This window comes from Acinetobacter sp. UBA1496 (assembly GCF_002324975.1).
Taxonomy (GTDB): Bacteria; Pseudomonadota; Gammaproteobacteria; order Pseudomonadales; family Moraxellaceae; genus Acinetobacter; species Acinetobacter variabilis.
In genome coordinates this window covers 1-20,746 of sequence record NZ_DCRI01000006.1, presented here as the reverse complement: position 1 = coordinate 20,746, position 20,746 = coordinate 1, and the positions used below count along the sequence as shown (strand labels likewise).

19 protein-coding genes and 4 pseudogenes are annotated in these 20,746 nt (G+C 39.3%); 11 read left to right on the top strand and 12 right to left on the bottom strand.

Features of this window, described 5'->3' with window-relative positions; all coding sequences use genetic code 11:
- The 8 genes and pseudogenes from B3143_RS00690 to B3143_RS00660 all read left to right on the top strand — a co-directional run.
- A partial coding sequence (locus B3143_RS00690) for a TonB-dependent siderophore receptor (RefSeq protein ID WP_286739133.1) occupies nt 1–1,171 on the top strand: 1,171 nt, incomplete at its 5' end.
- 26 nt (nt 1,172–1,197) lie between these two features.
- On the top strand, nt 1,198–2,193 hold the full coding sequence (locus B3143_RS00685; protein ID WP_376745115.1) for an ABC transporter substrate-binding protein: 996 nt from the start codon (nt 1,198–1,200) through the stop codon (nt 2,191–2,193).
- Nucleotides 2,194–2,198: 5 nt separating this feature from the next.
- Nucleotides 2,199–3,209, top strand: coding sequence for a FecCD family ABC transporter permease (locus B3143_RS00680; protein ID WP_104427083.1), 1,011 nt, complete (start codon nt 2,199–2,201; stop codon nt 3,207–3,209).
- The gene (locus B3143_RS00675; protein ID WP_004812169.1) at nt 3,206–3,970 is read left to right on the top strand and encodes an ABC transporter ATP-binding protein; all 765 of its coding nucleotides are present in this window, start codon (nt 3,206–3,208) and stop codon (nt 3,968–3,970) included. Before B3143_RS00680 ends, B3143_RS00675 begins: the two co-directional genes overlap by 4 nt.
- Nucleotides 3,967–4,455, top strand: coding sequence for a GNAT family N-acetyltransferase (locus tag B3143_RS00670; protein ID WP_004812166.1), 489 nt, complete (start codon nt 3,967–3,969; stop codon nt 4,453–4,455). Before B3143_RS00675 ends, B3143_RS00670 begins: the two co-directional genes overlap by 4 nt.
- A gap of 359 nt (nt 4,456–4,814) precedes the next feature.
- Nucleotides 4,815–4,954, top strand: a pseudogene (locus tag B3143_RS15225) (ISNCY family transposase); the annotation flags it as partial.
- A gap of 604 nt (nt 4,955–5,558) precedes the next feature.
- On the top strand, nt 5,559–5,945 hold the full coding sequence (locus tag B3143_RS00665) for a diacylglycerol kinase (RefSeq protein ID WP_004780021.1): 387 nt from the start codon (nt 5,559–5,561) through the stop codon (nt 5,943–5,945).
- Nucleotides 5,946–5,984: 39 nt separating this feature from the next.
- Nucleotides 5,985–6,695 carry a phosphatase PAP2 family protein gene (locus tag B3143_RS00660; protein ID WP_004780023.1) on the top strand — a complete coding sequence of 237 codons (711 nt, stop codon included), beginning with the start codon at nt 5,985–5,987 and terminating at the stop codon, nt 6,693–6,695.
- Between the two features lie 26 nt (nt 6,696–6,721).
- Here B3143_RS00660 and B3143_RS00655 read toward each other — a convergent pair whose 3' ends face one another.
- Genes B3143_RS00655 through B3143_RS00645 form a run of 3 tightly spaced genes read right to left on the bottom strand, consistent with a single transcriptional unit; the run spans nt 6,722 to nt 10,391 of the window.
- Nucleotides 6,722–8,038 (bottom strand): ATP-binding protein, encoded by a 1,317-nt coding sequence (locus B3143_RS00655; RefSeq protein WP_004812165.1) that lies wholly within the window; start codon nt 8,036–8,038, stop codon nt 6,722–6,724.
- A 3-nt stretch (nt 8,039–8,041) separates the two neighbouring features.
- Nucleotides 8,042–8,713: a response regulator transcription factor gene (locus B3143_RS00650; RefSeq protein WP_004780026.1), complete on the bottom strand. Its 672-nt coding sequence runs from the start codon at nt 8,711–8,713 to the stop codon at nt 8,042–8,044.
- A gap of 1 nt (nt 8,714) precedes the next feature.
- A complete protein-coding gene (locus B3143_RS00645) occupies nt 8,715–10,391 on the bottom strand; it encodes a phosphoethanolamine transferase (protein ID WP_004812162.1) in 1,677 nt (558 codons plus the stop codon).
- 258 nt (nt 10,392–10,649) lie between these two features.
- Here B3143_RS00645 and B3143_RS00640 point away from each other — a divergent pair.
- A pseudogene (locus B3143_RS00640) lies at nt 10,650–11,935 on the top strand (ISNCY family transposase).
- 78 nt (nt 11,936–12,013) lie between these two features.
- Here B3143_RS00640 and B3143_RS00635 read toward each other — a convergent pair.
- The 5 genes from B3143_RS00635 to B3143_RS00615 form a co-directional block, all read right to left on the bottom strand.
- The gene (locus B3143_RS00635; protein ID WP_004780028.1) at nt 12,014–12,931 is read right to left on the bottom strand and encodes a LysR family transcriptional regulator; all 918 of its coding nucleotides are present in this window, start codon (nt 12,929–12,931) and stop codon (nt 12,014–12,016) included.
- A 107-nt stretch (nt 12,932–13,038) separates the two neighbouring features.
- A complete protein-coding gene (locus B3143_RS00630) occupies nt 13,039–13,839 on the bottom strand; it encodes a sulfite exporter TauE/SafE family protein (protein ID WP_004780030.1) in 801 nt (266 codons plus the stop codon).
- A gap of 43 nt (nt 13,840–13,882) precedes the next feature.
- On the bottom strand, nt 13,883–14,377 hold the full coding sequence (locus B3143_RS00625) for a flavin reductase family protein (RefSeq protein WP_004780032.1): 495 nt from the start codon (nt 14,375–14,377) through the stop codon (nt 13,883–13,885).
- A 97-nt stretch (nt 14,378–14,474) separates the two neighbouring features.
- A complete protein-coding gene (locus B3143_RS00620) occupies nt 14,475–15,518 on the bottom strand; it encodes a methionine synthase (RefSeq protein WP_004281804.1) in 1,044 nt (347 codons plus the stop codon).
- A gap of 51 nt (nt 15,519–15,569) precedes the next feature.
- Nucleotides 15,570–16,553, bottom strand: a complete 984-nt coding sequence (locus B3143_RS00615; RefSeq protein ID WP_004647848.1) for a putative oxygenase MesX — start codon at nt 16,551–16,553, stop codon at nt 15,570–15,572.
- 539 nt (nt 16,554–17,092) lie between these two features.
- Between B3143_RS00615 and B3143_RS00610 the strand changes: the two genes are divergently transcribed.
- The gene (locus B3143_RS00610; RefSeq protein ID WP_004780037.1) at nt 17,093–17,365 is read left to right on the top strand and encodes a hypothetical protein; all 273 of its coding nucleotides are present in this window, start codon (nt 17,093–17,095) and stop codon (nt 17,363–17,365) included.
- Nucleotides 17,366–17,436: 71 nt separating this feature from the next.
- Here the strand turns inward: B3143_RS00610 and B3143_RS00605 are convergent, their stop codons facing one another.
- On the bottom strand, nt 17,437–17,913 hold the full coding sequence (locus tag B3143_RS00605) for a hypothetical protein (RefSeq protein WP_004780038.1): 477 nt from the start codon (nt 17,911–17,913) through the stop codon (nt 17,437–17,439).
- Nucleotides 17,914–18,214: 301 nt separating this feature from the next.
- Here B3143_RS00605 and B3143_RS00600 point away from each other — a divergent pair, with 301 nt between their 5' ends.
- The gene (locus B3143_RS00600) at nt 18,215–18,883 is read left to right on the top strand and encodes an epoxyqueuosine reductase QueH (RefSeq protein ID WP_004647714.1); all 669 of its coding nucleotides are present in this window, start codon (nt 18,215–18,217) and stop codon (nt 18,881–18,883) included.
- Here B3143_RS00600 and B3143_RS00595 read toward each other — a convergent pair.
- From B3143_RS00595 to B3143_RS00585, 3 genes and pseudogenes are all read right to left on the bottom strand, one after another.
- Nucleotides 18,880–20,271, bottom strand: a complete 1,392-nt coding sequence (locus B3143_RS00595) for a methylenetetrahydrofolate reductase C-terminal domain-containing protein (protein ID WP_004780039.1) — start codon at nt 20,269–20,271, stop codon at nt 18,880–18,882. The genes B3143_RS00600 and B3143_RS00595 overlap by 4 nt on opposite strands.
- Before the next feature lie 188 nt (nt 20,272–20,459).
- Nucleotides 20,460–20,561, bottom strand: a pseudogene (locus tag B3143_RS00590) (putative oxygenase MesX); the annotation flags it as partial.
- Nucleotides 20,562–20,585: 24 nt separating this feature from the next.
- Nucleotides 20,586–20,702: pseudogene (locus B3143_RS00585) on the bottom strand (transposase); the annotation flags it as partial.
- Nucleotides 20,703–20,746: the final 44 nt, after the last annotated feature.

The window sequence follows — 20,746 nt, the reverse complement described above, 5'->3', positions numbered from 1 at the left end:
AAATTTACGGATCCATCTCTGTTTTTCCACTGAACCACGTAAGATTCAAGCCGATTTACGCACTTTAGAACGCCAACGTCGCTATCGTGACTATCAGACCGAAGATGTGATGGCGCAGGTCGAGGCTTTAGGACAGTTCGAAACGCAAGCTTTGGTACATGAGTTGGTCCTTGGTCTTGAAGCGGGTCGTTTTCACTTTATGCAACAGCAGTACCGTCTGAATCATTCTGCGAGCAACCCGAATTGGATCGATATTTATCGTCCAGTCTATGGGCAGTTTAGTCCTGATATGCCACTGCATACCAACAGTGATGAGAACCAGCGTTATGTTGCGGTAAATGTTCAAGACCAAATGTTCTTCAATGATCAATGGAATCTACTCATGGGATTACGTTGGGATCGTGTTGAGCAAGATTTTCAGAATCACATGAAAGGCTTAGAGGATCAAACCACGCATGCGCAATTGAGCCCACGCATCGGGATTAACTACCGTCCAAGTGCAACATGGTCTCTCTATGCCAATTATGGCGAAGCCTTTTCCATGAACAATGGCATGAGTCGAACTTTAGAAACCTTTGAACCTGAAACAGCCAAAAGCTATGAAGTGGGTGCCAAATGGCAATGCTCAGATACCGATGCTTTGAGCTTGGCGTGGTTTGATATGCGTAAAAACAATGTGTTGATGACCGATGCCATCGATCCTAACTATGAGGCGGCGGTAGGTGAAATTTCAAGCCGTGGGATTGAATTCGATCTGAGCGTTCAATTGCATGATCAACTTAAGCTTTCTGCTAATTACGCATGGGTCAATGCTGAGGTAAGTAAGGATGAGCTGATTTCGAGTGGTGCGCCTCTGACTAATGTACCAGAACATTCTGCCAATCTAAATGTAGCGTATGACCCTTGGCAAAATGCAGGCCTGATGGCGAATCTCAGTTATGTCGGCTCACGCAGTGGCGACAGTCCAAGCAATGTCATGAATGGTTTCCGTTTACCAGCCTATCAGGTGGTGGATGTTGGCGCTTATTACCAAGCCAATCCACAACTGCGTTATCAGTTGAATATTCACAACCTATTTAATGAACACTATTACCGTTCGAGTTACAGCCATTTATGGGTGCAGACGGGTGAGCCAATCAAGGCATCAATGTCTGTGCAATGGGCATTCTAATGCGCAGCCATATCTTTATTTTGGGGATGGTGACAAGTGTATTGATGGGTTGTCAGTCTCCAAAAACACCACAAGATAATGTTGTATCCGCCTCAGCCAATCAACGTTGCGTTGTAGACAGTTCAGCGACAAAGGTCTGTGTTGATCAACCTGCACAGCGTATTGTTTCGCTATTTGAGTCGGGCTTAGATGGTTTATATATGTTGGGACAAGGACCGAAAGTGGTCGGTATTCCTGCAGAAATTTATCTTCAACCTTTGTTGTTTGATGCCTATTCCAAAATGGATGCCCGCATTGCCCAGAAACAACTTGCGACACCCTCACAAGGCTCTAATGCCACCAATATTGAAAGCTTAATGGCACTGAAGCCTGACTTGGTAGTCTTGGTCAGTGGGCAAACCCAAACCATTGAATTATTGAGGCAGTTTAGCATTGCGGTGTATGTAATGGAATCGGGAACATTTAAACAAGTTAAAGAAGAACTTGCTGAAATTGCCGTACTGACCGGTGCAGAACAACGGTCGCAGGAGATTTTACAGTTTGCCGATAATATTGTGGCAGAAGTGGCTGAGAAAACCTCAAGACAGCCTGAGCGACAATCGATTTACTATGCTTGGTCAGGGGGGCGGGTTTATTCCACTTCGGGGCGTAAATCCATCACCAATGATTTTATTGAATTGGCAGGGGCATACAACATTGTTGAAACTGAGACCAATCAACCGAATGTGAATCCAGAAACGCTGATTGAATGGAATCCGGACAATATTGTGCTGTGGAATACTAATCCAGAACTGATTTATCAGCGTGAAGAATTAAAAGGTTTAAACGCAGTCAAACAACAAAAGGTTTTTAATTTAACGCCTGCATTTATTTATAACCCACATACCATCAAAATTATTGTGACCGCTATTCATCTTAATCACAGTATTTATCCAGAACAATCGGACTTACCTGTAGATACATTGAAACTGAGAATATTAAGCAAGCTGTATGGCGCAAGTTTGGCAAAGGAGCTGATGTAATGACACTGCAATCCTTAAAATATACCTGGTTTTATCCAGTGCCATTGCTCCTGATTTTTTTATCGCTCTTAATTGGACCGAGCCAAAGTCTAAATGCATGGGATTATGTGCTGTGGTGTGTGCAATTTTTATTTGGTACACCTTATTACGATGCGGAACAATTTCTATTGATGCAAAACATTCTAGTCAATGTACGTATGCCACGTATTTTACTGACCTTTATGGTCGGTGCAGCCTTAGCCACTGCGGGGAATGGTTTACAAGCTTTATTTAGAAATCCATTAGTCGATTCGTATGTTTTAGGGATTTCCTCAGGTGCAGCTTTTGGTGCCGCCTTAGCACTGACTTTAAGTTGGCTTTCGCCGAATTTATCCGCATTTATTTTTGGTGTCTGTGCTGTGGCATTGACCTACTTATTTGCCCAACAAAAACATGAAAGCCAAACTTCGCTGGTGATGGTGATTTTATCAGGGATGATCGTATCGGGTCTATTTTTGGCAGGTTTAACCATTATTCAGTACCTCAGTGATCCATTTAAACTACAAGCCATTGTGCAATGGACCATGGGTAATCTACATCAAGCCTCGTGGCAAAAAGTGCAATATGCAATCATTCCGATTTGTATCGCTTTAGCTGGTTTATACGCCATGCGCTGGCGTTTAAACCTAATGGCTTTGGGTGCAGAAGAGGCACAGGCAGTGGGGGTGAATCCACGTTGGGAACAACTGTGTTTGATTGTGTTTGTGACCTTATGTACCTCAACTTCTGTAGCGGCCGCAGGCATTATTAGTCTGTATGGCCTGTTTATGCCGCATATCGTGCGGATGTTAGTTGGCCCTGATCATCGTTATAGCATTCCGGCCAATATGCTGTTGGGCGGTAGTTTCTTACTGTTGATTGATAACTTTTCACGGGTACTGTTGACCTTTGAAATTCCAATTGGAATTTTCACCATGCTATTGGGAGCACCATTTTTCCTATTATTAATGAAAACACAACGGACGGCTTGGGCATGATTCGCATTGAACAATTGAACTATGCCTATGGGCATAAACAGGTGTTAAAAAATATTGACTTAGCATTTCCCAAAAACCAGTTTTCAGTGATTTTAGGACGCAATGGCTGTGGTAAATCGACACTGTTTAAATTAATGGCAGGTTTAGAGCCAATCGAGCAGGGGTGTGTCTGTTATGCCGGTCGATCACTTGCAAGCTTTAAAGGTAAAGAACGTGCAGCCTTACTCGGGTTTTTACCACAATTTCATAAAACCGTATTTCCATTTTTGGTGAAAGATGTAGTGATCACGGGTCGGGCAGCCTTTAGTCGTTTTCGACCGAGTGCTGAAGATTGGGCACGCGTTGATCAAGCCTTAATTGATTTGGATATTGAGCACTTGAAAGAGCGTCCATATACCGAACTGTCAGGTGGTGAACGGCAATTAGTGATGATTGCGCGGATTTTGGTGCAAGCACCACAAGTGATTTTATTGGATGAACCGACCAATCATTTAGATGTCTATTATCAAAGCTATTTGATGAAAAAATTACGCCAATTGTCACGACAGAATTTCACTGTGATTGCGATTATGCATGATCCGAATTTGGCATTTTTATTTGCCGATGAATTGTTCTTTATGCGAGAGCATCAAGTGATTCGACCGGATAACAAAGCACGAATCACTGATCCCAAATTTTTAAAAAGTGTCTACGATGTGGAATTCCATGAAGCCATGATCAAAGACAAAACCATTGTTATTCCGGATCATTCTTGGCTATGAACATGAATTTAGATTATCAATTGTTGCAACCACAAGATCATCAACAGGCGATTGAGTTTGCGCTGTACAGCCGTCAACTCTTATTTCCAGAGCTCTATCAGGCAAAAATTCCCCAAGATATTAAGCATTTTGAGAAATATTATATCGAGAGTGCTTTGGGTTGTTTTATTGTGGTGAAGGATCGAAATCGAATTATTGGCACTGTGGCATATCGTACTTATGACTATCGCTTTGATTTGGATATTCCACAGAATGCAGTGGAAGTGGTGAAGCTATTTGTGTTACCTGAGTATCGTCGTCAAGGCATTGCCACCAAGTTATGCAAGATGTTGTTTAAGCACGCAAAACAGCAGAAAATTGAAACGCTGTATTTACATACACATCCATTCTTACCAGCAGCGGAGCAGTTTTGGCAGTTACAGGGGTACGAAGTGATTAAACGTGAATGGCTAAAAAATTACGATACGATTCATATGCGATTATAATAAATTAAACAATTACATACAGTTTTAAAAGTCATTTTAAATTAGTAAAGTTTGACAACGAGGATTAATTAAATTTAACCTATATCAATTTTCATGAACTTAATTAGACTTCTTGCGTTAGTCAAAATTTAAACAGCCCAAAGCTACATTTTATAAGGTTTTAGCCAATTCAAAAATTAGGTAAAACGATACTTTCGCAAGAGGTCTATGAACTTAAAGTATCATGTACTCAATTTAACATAATCAATATTATACGAAATGAGAGTTTGTTAGAACCCATTTAAAGTGTCTATATTCTCACCAATAAAAATGTCTAGTTTATGGTGATTTAAACATCATGAACTGGATATGAAATATAGATGCTGATCACTATGTCTGACAAAGAAATTCAATGTCTTGCAGTTCTGCAAGACGTTCGAGATCATCGCATTATTTAAGTCTATGCTTTAGAATTTTTAAATCTTTTGACTTTCAAATCACTCGTTTGATTAAATTTTTAATTATTAGAATTTTTCAAGAATCGTATTACATTAAGTGCAAAGTGACTCTATTTTAAAATATGGTTTGAATCCTACTTTAAGATCTCGAGCTGAGATGCTAATATTTATTAAGTTATTTCTAATAGAAGTATACAAATGAAGGGCAAAATAAGCATTCTTATCATAATAATAATTATATTAGCTTTAGCCATTAAGATAGAAAATGACAGGAAAAAACAAAGGATTAATGAGTCGATTCTGAATGACAAAAATACTCGAGTACCTTAACCAAATAGCTGACCTACTCCTTGAACAATAGGCCTCTTGCGAAAGTATCGTTTTACCTAATTTTTGAATTGGCTAAAACCTTATAAAATGTAGCTTTGGGCTGTTTAAATTTTGACTAACGCAAGAAGTCTAATCATGATATTAGTTACTACTTTTGATGATTTTTAAGAAGATGTGTAATGTGGGATACCTTAGAGCATTTCAAGACATTAAAAACTATTGAAGTGGGTTAAGCCATTTTTTGCGCCAAAACAATCAAATAAACATCCATTTTTAAGGGAGTTTTAAGGTTAAAAATTTAAATTAATCAAATCTCATCTTAACTGAATCACTTCTATGTCCCCCGATCGTTCACTCTACAAAGGTACTTCCGGAACACAACGTATTTTCAATGCTACTCGTTATTCCGCGACCGGCCTTAAAACAGCCTTCCGAACTGAAGCAGCCTTTCGGCAGATCGTGCTGATTAACCTGATTTTGATTCCTCTTAGTTTTTGGATATCACAGAGTCTAGCTGAGCAAGCACTCATGGTGGCTGTGTGCCTGCTAGCACTGATTGTTGAACTGATTAACTCAGCAATTGAGGCAGTAGTGGATCGTATTTCCATAGAACAGCATGAGTTATCCAAAAATGCTAAGGATATGGGCAGTGCCGCCCAGTTTGTCGCACTCATTTTAATTACCGTAACTTGGGGCATCATTTTAATCGGTCATTCGTTTTGATCTCATTTCTGCTACAACGACAAGAATGGAATATTTAAAATGTCGTCCGAACGATCTCGTTTTTTACTGAATCAAATATTGCTACTGAGTTTCAGTTTTTTGCTTCTCTGGAATTTTTTTGATGTGGGTGGAGTCATTGATTTAAAACTAATCTATCCATTTATCGATGGTCAGGGACAATTTCCCCTCCGGCAAGATTGGGCACTGGCAGAGTTAAATCATCGTTATATCAAAGATCTGTTAATTCTAGTTTATATAGTGCTATTCATTGGTTGGATGGTCGCACTAAAATGGCAATCTTGGCATAAGAGACGTTGGGAATTAGGTTATTTCTTTATAATGGTAGTGCTTACAACTGGGATAATCGGAATTATCAAATCCCAGTCAGTTCATGCCTGTCCTTGGGATATGGTAACACCTACATCTAATGGGTTTTTATGGGATTTCAGTGCTACCGCTGGACATTGTTTTCCTGGTGGACATGCATCTAGTGGTTTTGCATTAATGACAGGCTATTTTGTTTATCGCACTGTAAACCGTCAGCGGGCTTATTTTTTTCTAATCGCTGCAGCGATCTTAGGCTTCGCTATGGGCTGGGCACAAATGATGCGGGGGGCACATTTCCTGAGTCACAACCTGTGGACTGGCTGGGTGATTTGGTGCATTAATATCATTGGTTATGTTTTATTTAGCCACAAAATGCCAGTTGAAAAAAACGCTTCCTTGCTCGCTAGCATCAAACAGCCTTAATACCTAAAAGACAAAAGTCTATCTATTTAGGCTTCGACCAAGGCAAATTTCACTTGTACACACAGACCACCTAAGCTGCTACTTTTTGAAAATTCTAAAGTACCGCCCAAACGTTCAGTTGCTTTATCCACAATTGATAGACCTAAGCCACTACCAATTTCAGCATGGTTATGAACCCGATAGAATCTCTGACGAATTTGGTTAAATTGCGCTGGATCAATCCCTACTCCACTATCTTCTATCTGTAGAATCGCCTGTTGACCTTGCTGCAATATCGATACATTGATCACGCCATGCTCTGGGCTGTATTTAATTGCATTATCAATCAGGTTATAAATAATCGAGTGTAGGGCTGAAGCCTGGCCCTGAATCAACAATTCTTGCTGTTGTTCTACTCCTAAATCAATTTCTTTTTGTAGTGCCAGCTGGATCAACTGCTCAATGCAGGCGACTGTCATTTGATTCAGAGACAGGGATTGTACAGGCTCAGTTAAACCTTCTGTGACATCCTGTTTAGCCAAACTTAACAGTTGATTTACCAGATGTTGCATCCTTAAGATGCCCAGACTCAAATTGTGCAAGGCATCACTTTGTGGAAATTGCTGTAATAAGATCTGTAACTGTAAATTCAAAGCTGTCAATGGTGTACGTAGTTCATGTGCAGAGTCTGCTACAAATTGACGCTGCTCTTGTTGGGCTAAGGAAATACGGCCAAATAGGTAATTCATTTCCTCAATGGTCGGTTCTAGCTCCAAAGGATATTCTTTCATTTCAATTGGTTTTAATTCTTGAGCCTTACGGCTGGCCAATTCTGTTTTAAAATCAATAAGAGGCTGAAAACTTCTCCGAATTACCCAGCTTAAACCGAATATAGCAAAAGGAAGAAATAGTACATAAGGGAGAAACATATTCACTGCGAGCTCCAATGCTAGATCTTGCCGGACATTTTTTTGCTGGCTTACTTGGATCTGTAATTGGTCTCCAGGAATGATATAAGTTAGCCAGGTCCCGTATGGGGTTTGATGTGTATAGAATCCTGCTTTCTTGACCGATGCAACCAAAACATCCTGTGGATGTAATGTAGTATCTGTATAAGACCAAATATCTACAAATAAATCTTCTTCACTATACTGTTTTCCTAAATCAATCTCGCTTTGTAGCGGTTCAGGATGATTTTCTGCAATGCGCTCTGCGAGACTTTGCATCTGTTTGTCCAAGACTTCATTAATTTCTTCAAGTGCAATCCGGTATGCCGCAAAGATTAGTACACAGCCTAATACTACGCTAAACAATGAAATATAAATAATTAGACGTTTTTGCAAGGAATAGCGTTTTTTTATCATGCTTTACCCTAAGCGATATCCTAGTCCACGAATCGTCCGGATAAAGTCTTTCCCTAATTTGGCCCGCAGATGATGAATATAGACTTCCACAGTATTACTACTTACATCACTATCGAAATCATAAAGTTTGTCTTCTAAATCATTTTTAGAAAAAATTTTGTTTGGATACGTTAATAGTGCGGTGAGAATAGACCATTCTCGATTAGATAATTCTATAGCCTGTCCGTTAAATAATGCGATGTGTTGCTCAATATCCAATTCCAAACCACTGTGTAATAACTTCTTATTAGTATCTTTCTCAATATTTATACTTCCACTTCGACGCATTAAAGCGTGAATACGTGCCAGTAGCTCGTCAAATTCATAAGGTTTAATTAAGTAATCATCTGCCCCATCATTCAGTCCATCTACCCGGTTTTGTAGCTGATCTCGAGCAGAAATAATCAGGACAGGTAAACTTGGGAACTTTTGACGGATATTTTTAAGTACCAGCATACCATCCATCATTGGCAAACCCAGATCTAGCAGGACAATATTATAATTTTGCTGTTGTAGCTGTTTTAAGCCATCAATGCCATTGTTGACCCAGTGCACATCAAATTGATGGAGCTTGAGCAATGTTTTAGTTGACTCGGCAATCATGAAGTCATCTTCAATAATCAATATTTTATGCATCTCAAGCTCTGTTCTTTAATGATGATGAGCATTGTGCAAGCATATCATTTTTAGCTTCAATCACTTGCGTTTTTATACCCAGCAAACTCAATAAACTCGGGAACAGATTATCCTGACTGTGCATCTTACCGGTTTGTGCTTTGAGACAGTTGACCTGCTGGGTATTGTACTGTTGCCAATACTCTGAAAACCACATCAACATTGGAACATGGGTCTGTTGCGTTGGTGCTATGCTATAAGGGGCACCGTGCAGATATAGACCATGTTCTCCGGTAGATTCACCATGATCAGACAGATACCAGAAACCAGTTTGATATTGTTTTTGATCCTGCAATGTTTTGATCATCTGAGCAAGGACATAATCTGTATAGACAATAGAATTATCATAGCTATTTTTTAGCTCATCGGCGCTACAGCCCTGAATGGCATTGGTATTACAGGTTGGTTGGAAAGGTTGGTATGGTGATTTGGAGCGTTTGAAATAAGCCGGACCGTGGCTGCCCATTTGGTGCAGAACGATCAACTGTGGTTTTTGATTATTTTTATCGAGATGTGACAAATAATCTTTCAGACTATCTACCAATATTTCATCAAAACATTCACCTTCAGCATCACACCACTTTTGTTTTAGTTGAGTGGGAATTTGATAATTTTGAATCCGGTTACAGGCACCTTTACAGCCAGAATTATTATCAATCCAAGTCACTTGATAACCAGCACGCTGAGCAATATCTAGTAATCCTTCACGATGGCTAGCCAACTGTTCATCATAGTTTTGACGTGTCATCCCTGAAAACATACAAGGTACTGAAACAGCTGTGGCAGTTCCGCAAGAACTGACTTGATTAAAATTTATCACCTGCAGTTTGCTCAGTTCAGGATTTGTATTACGTGCATAGCCATTTAGAGCAAAGCTCTCAGCACGTGCAGTTTCCCCTACTACCAGCACCATCAATTTAGGTTTGCTTTGCATTTGAGTCTGCTGAAGTAGATGTGCATCTTCACCAAAGGTCACCAATGGCAAATTTGCTTTAGGGGCTTTTTTCTTATAATAGGATAATGTAGATGCAATACTGTTTTGTGGGGAGATCATCCCTTTCAGGTCACGATGCTCACGAAAGATGGCAGCATAATCGACATAAAAACAGAATAATAAGCTGAGTATTAATCCGAGTGAAAGTACACTGCTCAAACTTTTATGCAACAATTGACGCCCCAATGATACAGGCTGAATTTTAAGTATCCACACGATAAAGAGTGGGAAAATGACAAATACCAATGTCCAGATAATTAATCGTATTGACCAAAGATCCCGAATTTCACGAACATCAGTTTGTAACATATTCTGGATCTGGTCTGGGGTAATGACTACACCTAGACTATTAACAAAATAAGCACTAAAGCCACCCAGAATGATCAGAATACTGGCTAGTATTTTGGCATTCCACTTCCAGATAAGCCATTGTAATACCAGATAATAAAAGCCAATAACAACCAAGACTGTCGTAGCTAATAGTGCCCATGCTTTGAAATTGCTATGGGGCGTCAGTTGATGAATTTTTTGATAAAAAGAAAAATTCAAAACTAATCCCAACCAAATAGCGAGCATCAGATTAAATCTTGCTAAAGGAATTGGTTTGATTTGAAGAAGGCTTGGAAAAGAAGTCAGTTTAAGCATTTTTTAATTTCGAAGACTTTAATATGCTTTAGCCTAAAATTTGAATCTTAAAAATGACTTAAAATAATCTGAGAACTACAAAAACTCAGACATATTAGACCTCTTGCGAAAGTATCGTTTTACCTAATTTTTGAATTGGCTAAAACCTTATAAAATGTAGCTTTGGGCTGTTTAAATTTTGACTAACGCAAGAAGTCTACTATGTCTGATAAAGAGATTCAAAGTCTTGCAGTTCTGTAAGACGTTTGAGATCATCGTATTACCCAGGTCCGTGCTGCTGAAATCCTGAATCTTTCTACCCGTCAAATTGCCCGGTTATTGCAGAAGCTTAATCAAGATGGGGTTTCAGGTCTGGCGCATGCCAGTCGTGGTCAACCTGGCCATCGTCGCCATGACGTCCTGTTAAAATCGAAATGTCTTTCCATTATTTCTGAACATCTGCTGGGCTTTGGACCTAAATTGGCACATGAGAAGCTCAGCAGCATATTTGACCTGAATATCCCGGTAGAAACAGTTCGTTCGGCGCTGGATGACGCCCAATGACCTGTGGATCGAGATCAGCGCATGAAACGTCCGTACCAGCCACGCTATAACCGTGATTGCTTCGATGAGCTGATCTAGATTGATGGCTCATACCATGACTGGTTTGAAGGTCGAGCTGTAAAATGCTGCTTGCTGGTTTATATCGATGATGCCGCTGGAAAGCTGTTGCATCTGTGCTTTTGTGAGGCTGAAACGACCTTTGATTACATGCTTTCAACCCGAGCCTACATTGAACAATACGGCAAACCTCTGGACTTTTATAGCGACAAACATTTGGTATTCAGAGTTAAGCAGAAATCCAAGCAGGACAGCCAGATCACGCAATTTAACCGGATTCTGAATGAGTTAAACATTGATATTATCTTTGGCAACTCACCACAGGCTAAAGGTCGCGTAGAACGCGCGAATAGAACCCTTCAAAACCGTTTGATAAAGGAGATACGTCTGGGAAGGCATCAGTTCGATTGCCAAAGCGAATGCCTGGCTACCCTGCTTCATTGAGCAGTTTAATCAGAGAAGTTTGCCAAATGTGCGCGAAACTCAAAGAACCTGCATCAGCCATTAACCGAATCTGATCTTGAACTGGATGATATTTTTACTTGGCGTGAACCCCGTAGAGTCACGAATAGCCTGACCATTACTTATGATAAATGCGTATATCTCCTAGAGAAGAAAGAAGAAAATCAGAGGCTGATCAGTAAATATCTTGAGTTTCTGGAATACCCGGAGGTACTGTAGCCATCATGTGTGATGGTCGAAAGCTCAACTACAGCCTCTTCGATAAATTAAGTCAGCTGAATCAGTGAGAGATTGTTGAGAATAAACGGTTAGGTTCAGTCCTGGCGCATATTTAACATCAACATGAAGAATTAGAAAAACAAAATAAACGTTCTCGTTTCAAGAAAAGTATGCCGAGTCGTAAATCTCAGAAAGCTGTTATTGAACAAAGAAATCTGAATCCTGTGCTTGACTCTTGTGGGGTAAAAAACAGGACATTTTAATTGGTGAATAACATACAAATCTACTGTACACTTTTTTAGCACTCCTTTGACCCTGAAGTAAAGGAAAAAAGCCTAGATTTAAGCATAATAGCTATTTCGTTTCTTAGAAAATCGTTCAAGCTGCTTTAAGAACCCTTCAAAATAGTCTCTCTGTTTTTCATCCGTTCTAAAACCTGCATATAAGGTTCGGCGTAATCCTTCAGGTGAAACACATTCTAGACGTCGTGACGTGACCCAGCCTTTCGCTTCATATTCATTCACTACCCAATCAGGTAGCGCTGCAATACCACGTCCGCTCGCCACAAGCTGAATCAGCATTTGGGTTAAGTCAGTGGTTCGAATGTTTTTAGGTTGAATATTTGCAGGAATAAATAGTTTCGACATGATATCTAAACGATGTTTATCCACTGGATAAGTAATCAGTGTTTCTTCAGCTAACTCTTTAGCGGTAATTTGCTCTACACGTACCAATGGATGGGTTGTTGATAAAACAAGTCGCGATTCATATTCAAATACCGGAAAGTATTCAACACCTTTTAAAGCGATTGGATCTGCTGTAATCAGTAAGTCAAATTCGCCATTTTGCAATAACTCATGTGGATTCGCTTCAAATCCTGATGCGAAGTCTAAATCGACATCTGGATATTGAATACGATACTGATTTAATAGTGGCATAAGCCAATCGAAACAACTATGGCATTCAGAAGAAAATGTGATTCGACCTGTTTGACCATGTAGAATTCTACTGATATCAGCTTGTGCGATTTGTACTTGTGGCAAAATCTCATCTGCTAGTTTTAGTAGACGTTGACCAACATTAGAAAAAGTAATAGGTCGAGTCTTGCGGTTCACGACCTCAACACCCATCCACTGATCAAGCTCACGTAGCTGATGAGATACCGCTGAAGGTGTAATGCAAAGATCGCTCGCAGCTGCGACTAAAGAACCATGTTCTCTTAAAGCTGAAAGCATTCTTAAGTGTTTTAATTCGATCATCTTGGGAGAAACTCAAATCATTGTCCTTGTAAGGATACATTAAAAGCAAAGATTAAAAGCCCACATGAAGCAGGCTATTTAACATGATGAATGATCATTGCGTAATATCAAATGAATCCTTTCACAAGGAAAAAGCATCCAACAATGACCAATAAAACGGCAAAGCATTTCTTCAACATTACTGGCGATAAGGCATGTGCAGCCTTCGCACCAAATTTTGCAGTGATGAAACTCATGATACTGATGCCAATGAAGGCATAAATATGAACATAACCAATAGTATTCGGCACATTGATTTCAGCATTCATGCCAAAAATCATAAATCCTAATGCACCTGCAACCGCAATCGGTAACCCACACGCCGCAGATGTTCCAACAGCCTTCTGCATGACCACACCATAGCGATTCAGATATGGAACTGTCAGACTTCCACCACCAATACCAAAGATTGCTGATGCAACCCCAATCATACTACCTGCAGCAACTTGTTGACCTGATGAGGGTAACGTTTTCGTTGGGTCAATTGCTTTTTTGGCACCTGTAAACATCGTATATGCGACCCAAATCAGAAATAAGCCAACAATGATTTGTAGATGTAATCCTGATATCAAACCAGCAATACCTGCCCCAAAAAAACAACCAATTGCCATAGGTGGCGCTAGATTTTTAAAAACAGGCCAAATCACAGCACCAGTTTTATGATGCGCAATCAATGAGCTAATCGAGGTTACAACAATGGTTGCCAAAGATGTGCCTAATGCGAGGTGCATAACCACATCGGGGTCATAGCCCATTTGGGTAAAGACAATAAAAAGCAGTGGTACAATAATCGTACCACCGCCGACGCCAAACAGCCCTGCCGCAAAACCAGCAAAAGCACCGATGATTAAAAAGGTTATAAGTTCCACAATAGACTAACTTTTAAAAAGATGAAGGAATTAAGGCATTGGGTTAAACGTGTTCCAATTGACCCACTTGATGATAAGCACGGTTAAAATACACCAGACTTTCTTCTTGATCGCTTTGTTGAACTTTAAGAACACGACACATGAAAACACTGTGTGTACCGACTTGCTGAATATCTTGAATCTCACAGTCAAAACTGACCAAGGCATCTTTCAAAATAGGTGAACCAGTTTCCATCGTACTCCAATCACCGAGTTTGAAACGATCTTCTGAGCTGAATTTACTTGAAGCAAAAGCATTTGAAAGCTGTTCATGCTGAGTACTTAGTACGTTTACAGCCAAGACTTTATTTTCAACAAAATGGGCATGTGAACGGGAGGATTGATTCATACAGACTAATAACATTGGCGGTGTATCCGTCACGCTACATACGGCAGATGCAGTAAATCCATGCATACCTGTTTCACCCAAAGTCGTAATAACATTCACTGCTGTGGTGAGTAAAGACATTGCATTTCTAAAGTCTGTTGCTTCAATCATCTCTTTCATCTCAAATGTACATATCACGTGCTCGTGCATAAAGCTGGACAAATGACCTTGCGATGATTTGTTCTGCTTCGCACGAGACTACGTTTGATTAAGCTTCTAGCTCTTTACGAACAATGGCAGCACCTGCGCTTAAAGCTTCAAGTTTGCCACGTGCCACTTGGCGAGATAGCGGTGTCATACCACAGTTAGTTGAAGGATACAGTTTATCTGCATCAACAAATTGCAATGCTTTGCGTAGCGTATTTGCTACTTCCTCTGCAGTTTCCACTTGAGTGGTTGCCACATCAATGGCACCCACCATCACTTTCTTACCACGGATCAATTCGATTAAATCCATTGGTACACGTGAGTTTTGGCATTCAAGTGAAATAATATCGAGCTTAGATTGTTGTAGTTTCGGGAATGACTCTTCGTATTGACGCCATTCATTACCTAAAGTTTGTTTCCAATCTGTATTGGCTTTAATGCCGTAACCATAGCAAATATGAACTGCAGTTTCACATTTTAGACCTTCAAGTGCACGTTCTAAGGTTGGTACACCCCAGTCATTCACTTCATCAAAGAATACGTTAAACGCAGGTTCATCAAATTGAATAATGTCTACGCCTGCTGCTTCAAGTTCTAAAGCTTCTTGGTTCAAAATTTTGGCAAATTCCCAAGCCAGTTTTTCACGGCTCTTGTAGTGTCCGTCAAAAAGTGTATCAATCATGGTCATTGGACCAGGCAACGCCCATTTAATTGGCTGACTGGTTTGGCTGCGTAAAAATTTCGCATCGTCTACAAACACTGCTTTTTTACGAGAAACTTCACCCACAACTGAAGGTACACTTGCATCATAACGATTACGAATACGCATGGTTTCACGCTTTTCGAAATCTACACCTTCAAGATGTTCAATAAACGTGGTTACAAAGTGCTGACGGGTTTGCTCACCATCACTCACGATATCGATACCTGCAGTGACTTGCTCATGTAATGATAATTTCAAAGCATCACGTTTAGCTTCTAATAATTCTTCGCCTTCAAGCTTCCATGCAGACCATAATTTTTCAGGTTCAGCTAACCAAGACGGTTTTGGCAAGCTACCCGCAGTTGAAGTTGGGAGTAAAAGTTTCGGTTGTGTAAGCGCCATGTCTAATCTTCTTTCTCTAAAATTCGTCAGTCTGTGTGTCAATTCGATGTCTTAAGCAGCTGTTTCGACCTTAAAGTTTGCTGCCCATTCATTTAAAATATCTTGATATGGTTTGATGAAGTTTTCTTCTGTCCATTTACCTTGCTTAACCGCTAACTCACCACGTTCAACACGGTCATAAACGATACGTGTCAGTGAGTAATCGCCATAGCTCAAGCTTGGTTGATACTCCACACCTGCCGGAGAGTTGGTGTTGTAAATTTCAGGACGATAAATTTTTTGGAAGCTTTCCATGGTTGCAATCGCGCTGATCAATTCAAAATCAGTATAATCACGAACTAAGTCGCCAGCGAAATAGAATGCTAATGGTGCATTACCACCTTCTGGTTTGAAGTAACGTACACGTAAGCCCATTTTGGCGAAATATTCATCGGTACGTGAATATTCATCATTGGTATATTCCTCACCTAAAATAGGATGTACGTTTGCCGTACGGTAATAGGTTTTAGAGGTTGAAACACTTAAACAAATCACAGGTGGCTTGGTAAATTCTGCCTTAAATACATCTGAATTCACCAAATGTTGATACAATTTACCATGTAGATCTCCAAAATCTTCAGGTTTTTCACCTACACCACAACCCAATTGAGGCAATACTACGCTGAAGTCGTAATCACGCACATAAGATGAGAAGCTATTGCCGATCATGCCTTCAATACGCTCCCCTGTTTTATGGTCAATCACTACACTTTTCAGTGTTTCAATAAATGGAAAGGTTTGGCCATTGCCTTCGATATCAATTTCAGCAGAAATGATGTCGATCTCAAGTGAGTAGCGATCACCTTTCGGGTTATCAACGGTCGCCAAGCTATTAAAACGGTTGTTGATCATCGCAAGGGTACGACGCAAGTTTTCTTCACGGCTTTCTCCACGTGCCAAATTGGCAAAATTTGTGGTTAAACGTGTGCTTTCTGCTGGCGTGTAGTTTTCATCAAAACGGATACGTTTAATTGAACACTCAAATGCTGTACTCATGGAGATTACCACCTAAAAATTTTATAAAAAGCTAAATTTCTGAATGGCTGTATTTAAACGTGAATAAGAAAGTGAGTAAAACGATATAAATTCAGCTTAAGATGAGAAATACTCATCTTAATAAATTAAAGATGCTGAGGATTTTTAGTTATTCAGTAAGCTAAGAGCATATTCTGGTCCAATTGGACACTTAATAGTATATCGTACTGGACATAGATTCTTCTTTTAATTGGATACTCTGATTTTCAGATACTCTTTGTATCTAAAACGAAATTTAAATGAAAAAGTAAAATAAGTCCTATGAAAAAAGCAGTTATTGCACTGAGTTGCTTAAGTATATTTATGACAGGCTGTTCCTCGCTTCTTAATCCAAGTATTCACAATTCACTAAAAGAAGTGAGAACATCGAACTTCCTAAAAAATGAAGATAAAACAAAAACCATTGGTGGGATTGATGCAAACAGTAATGGTGTTCGAGATGATATTGAGGGATACATAAATCTCAAATATGGAAATAACCCAAATTTGTTAGCGTATATATGCAGTATGCAAAAGAATTACGAACAAAGCTGACGTTGGCTAGTGATGATCGTGAAGCCTATAGTAGAGCATCACACAAAGTCAGCAGGCAAATGATTTGTGCTTCGAAAATTGACTATGAAGTTGAGCCTGAAAAAATGTATCGGGACACAATGATCATCTATGCTCTGTCGGTGAATACTAAGCAGCGCAAGGCTGAAAGTAATCGTATTAGCTCATTGGTGAGTGGCATGGTCTTCATATTGCCAACTGAGGAACATTGCAAAAATTAACGATTTATTAAAATGTCCAAGTTAAAGAAGAATGGGTGTCCAAATACTTATTGATTTTGCAAGCTAAGCGGCTATCTAAAATCTTTATCTGAAATTGGTAATGTTTTTTGCAACTCTACCAAAGATAATAAATCTCCAACTATCAAGTATGTGTAAATAACATAACGATCAGCTTTTTGCCGAGAAATAATAATATTATGAGAACCTTTCTGAGCAGCTTTGAAAATAGCATCTAACCGTTCACCCAAATATTTCATCTGTGAACCAACGATTTCCTCAAATCTTTTAGAGTCTGACTGCTCATCAACATATGTAATAATTCGATTTAAATAATTATCCACACCTAATTTAATAATTTTAGTTTTACCATTATCTAAATTAATAGTCTTATCCTCTCTAGCAGGATAAATCACATCAGCAGTATCTTGTAATATTCGCCTACAACTATGAACGGCATTTGACCAATCCTCTGAATTTTCGGACGTTAAATTCTCATAAACAGATGCAAATTTTTGTGCTGATAATGGTACTTTGGTAATCGAATTCATTTAGCAATCTTGCCAATCTACTCGCCTTTAATGCGCAATTAGATAAAGAAGAGGTACTTAACTCAATATTACTAATAATTTCTTCACTTAATTTTAAAGCTTCATTCAATGACTCTTGATTAACTTGCAATGTTCTGATTCCAAAGCATTATTGTAGTTATTCTCTTATATACTTTAGTTCTTATTAAATTTCAATTAGTGAATTTCTTTCATCTTAACCTTAGAAAATATCAGTATATCAAATCCTTACTATCTAATTAAATCGTTAAAATATAGGGTTTAGATTTAAACCCATATAACTATGTCAAACAAACTTGAACGTCAGAAATTGACTCTCCCAGCAGGTCACGACAAGCTTCTGCTTCACTCCTGCTGTGCACCATGCTCGGGTGAAGTGATGGAAACCCTAATTGAATCAGGCATCGACTTTTCGATCTTTTTTTATAATCCCAATATTCACCCTGTCAAGGAATATGAAATCCGTAAGGAAGAAAATATTCGCTTTGCAGAAAAACATAATATTCCTTTTATTGACTGTGATTACGATACAGACAATTGGTTTGCACGTGCCAAAGGCATGGAAAATGAGCCAGAGAAAGGTATTCGCTGTACCATGTGTTTTGATATGCGCTTTGAACGGACTGCCCTTTATGCAGCTGAAAATGGCTTCAGCCTAATTAGTAGCTCATTGGGTATTTCTCGTTGGAAAGATATGAAGCAGATCAATGATTGTGGGCATCGTTCTGCTTCACATTATGAAGGTATCACCTATTGGGACTACAACTGGCGTAAAAATGGTGGTGCTGTTCGTATGCTTGAAATCAGCAAAAAGGAAGAATTCTACCAACAAGAATATTGTGGCTGTGTATACTCCTTACGTGATACCAACCGTTGGCGTATGAGCCAAGGTCGTGATCGCATCAAATTGGGCGTGAAATTTTATTCGAATGCCATGGATGATGAAAGCTAAGCTTCGGTCGCCAGATACCAATTTTTCCAGGAACTGGTTCCACGGACTTCAATGGGTACAGTTGGAATCAGTTTTTCTTTTAGAACGTCAGTCTGTCCCACGGCTTTGGCAAGTCGGGCTTTCACAGAATGAATGCATTCACGATCTCCAAACTCACAGCGATCCAATGTCGTACCACCACAAGGACCATTCGCCAATCCTTTGGGGCAAGTTTCAGGGCAAATATATAAAGTATCTCCTAACCTACATTGACCACAACTTTCACAACCCACGACCCCTTGCTTAGAGATAAATTCAGTTTTTAACAATGCTTTTGCTGCAGGCGTATTTTCCCAGAGTGAGGCTTTAAAAATAAAATGCCCCACACCTTTGGCAATTTTGGACTCAAATAGAGCCTTGTGCATGAAATGCAATTGCTGATATTTAATAAGCTGGCTAGAGGATGGTTGGCGGGAATAATAAGCTAATTGTGGCACGAGTTCCTTTTTAGTCTCCACTTGCCACAGTGCATTCCAGAGTGCTTCGAGTTCCTGTAAACCATAATGTCGATATTGTTCAATATATTTTTCTAAAAGCTTTTGCTCTTCAGGCTTATGGCATGCTGAAAGATGCACACCTGCAAAACCCAAATACTTACACATCAATATTTGTATAGCACAACGTTTATAAGCATTCTCAGTTCGTCCATCCTGTTCTTCCTGAGCCAACACTCGTAACATGTGTGGTGTAATCACAATTCCTGCGATCTTATGTTTCACCATAAAATTGGCACGTGCCAAACTAAGTGGCATAACACAAGCAAGTATATTTTGTGGGTATCGATGACGATTTAAAAAAGCCTTGGCTTGTTTTAAAGCCTCCATATCGTAACCCAACTGGGTAACGATAAAGTCTGCTCCTGCTTTAATCTTTTTGTGAAGTTTTAAATATTGTGCATCACGTTCAGCTTCAGCATATTTAAAGGGATTAAAAGCTACACCAATATGAAATCCACCATAACACTTTGCGGCCATGACCGCATTTACAGACTCTAAATATCGGGTGCGATTCGTTCCATCTTGACCATTTGTATGCCCTTTTAACTTATCACCTGTGAGAAGCAGTAAATTTCTTTGTCCCGAAGCTTGAGTTAATTTTAAGAAGGTCTCAAAATCAGTAATATCCCGACCTTTCCCTGAATAATGGATGATTTTTTCCACTGATGAAGGAAATGTCTTCGCACATTCAAGTGGTGGCAAATCACTATCGGCATGCACTCGATCTGCCAAAGTGATCGCACATGGAAATTCTGCTAAAGACATTGGTACGGCAATGCCCTTAGCAGAACTTAAATATTCCAACAAAATACAAAACTGATTGTGCTTAAAATGGGAAGCAAGCTGTGACATAAAATAAAGTTCAAATAAAAATGATTAAAGCAGGTCGCAATTATATTCGACCTAATAGAATCAGCCCGATTAATCTTAAATAGGCTGATATAGAAAATTTTAGTCAATAATTATGCAATGAATCTATTCACTACATTCAATCAGGCAACTTTCTCATTAGATTCTCGCTCTAATGTGAAATGAAATGCCTATTTTTCAAGAATATTTTGATACGACTTAATGAAGTTCTCTTCTATCCATTTACCTTGCTTAAGATTCAATTGAACACGTTCAACACCTTCATAAACTTTACGAGTTAAGAGAAATCATCATTGTGAACAGACTATTTCTCTAAGTTGATTCATCACAACATGTAATTTATAGCCATAGAACCGGCCCATTGAGCTTTTACCACGAGATGCAATTTTAGATAATGATTTATGGCGGTGAATAGGTTTGTGCAACAAAGCCTATTCTAATTAACCTGAGTTCGACG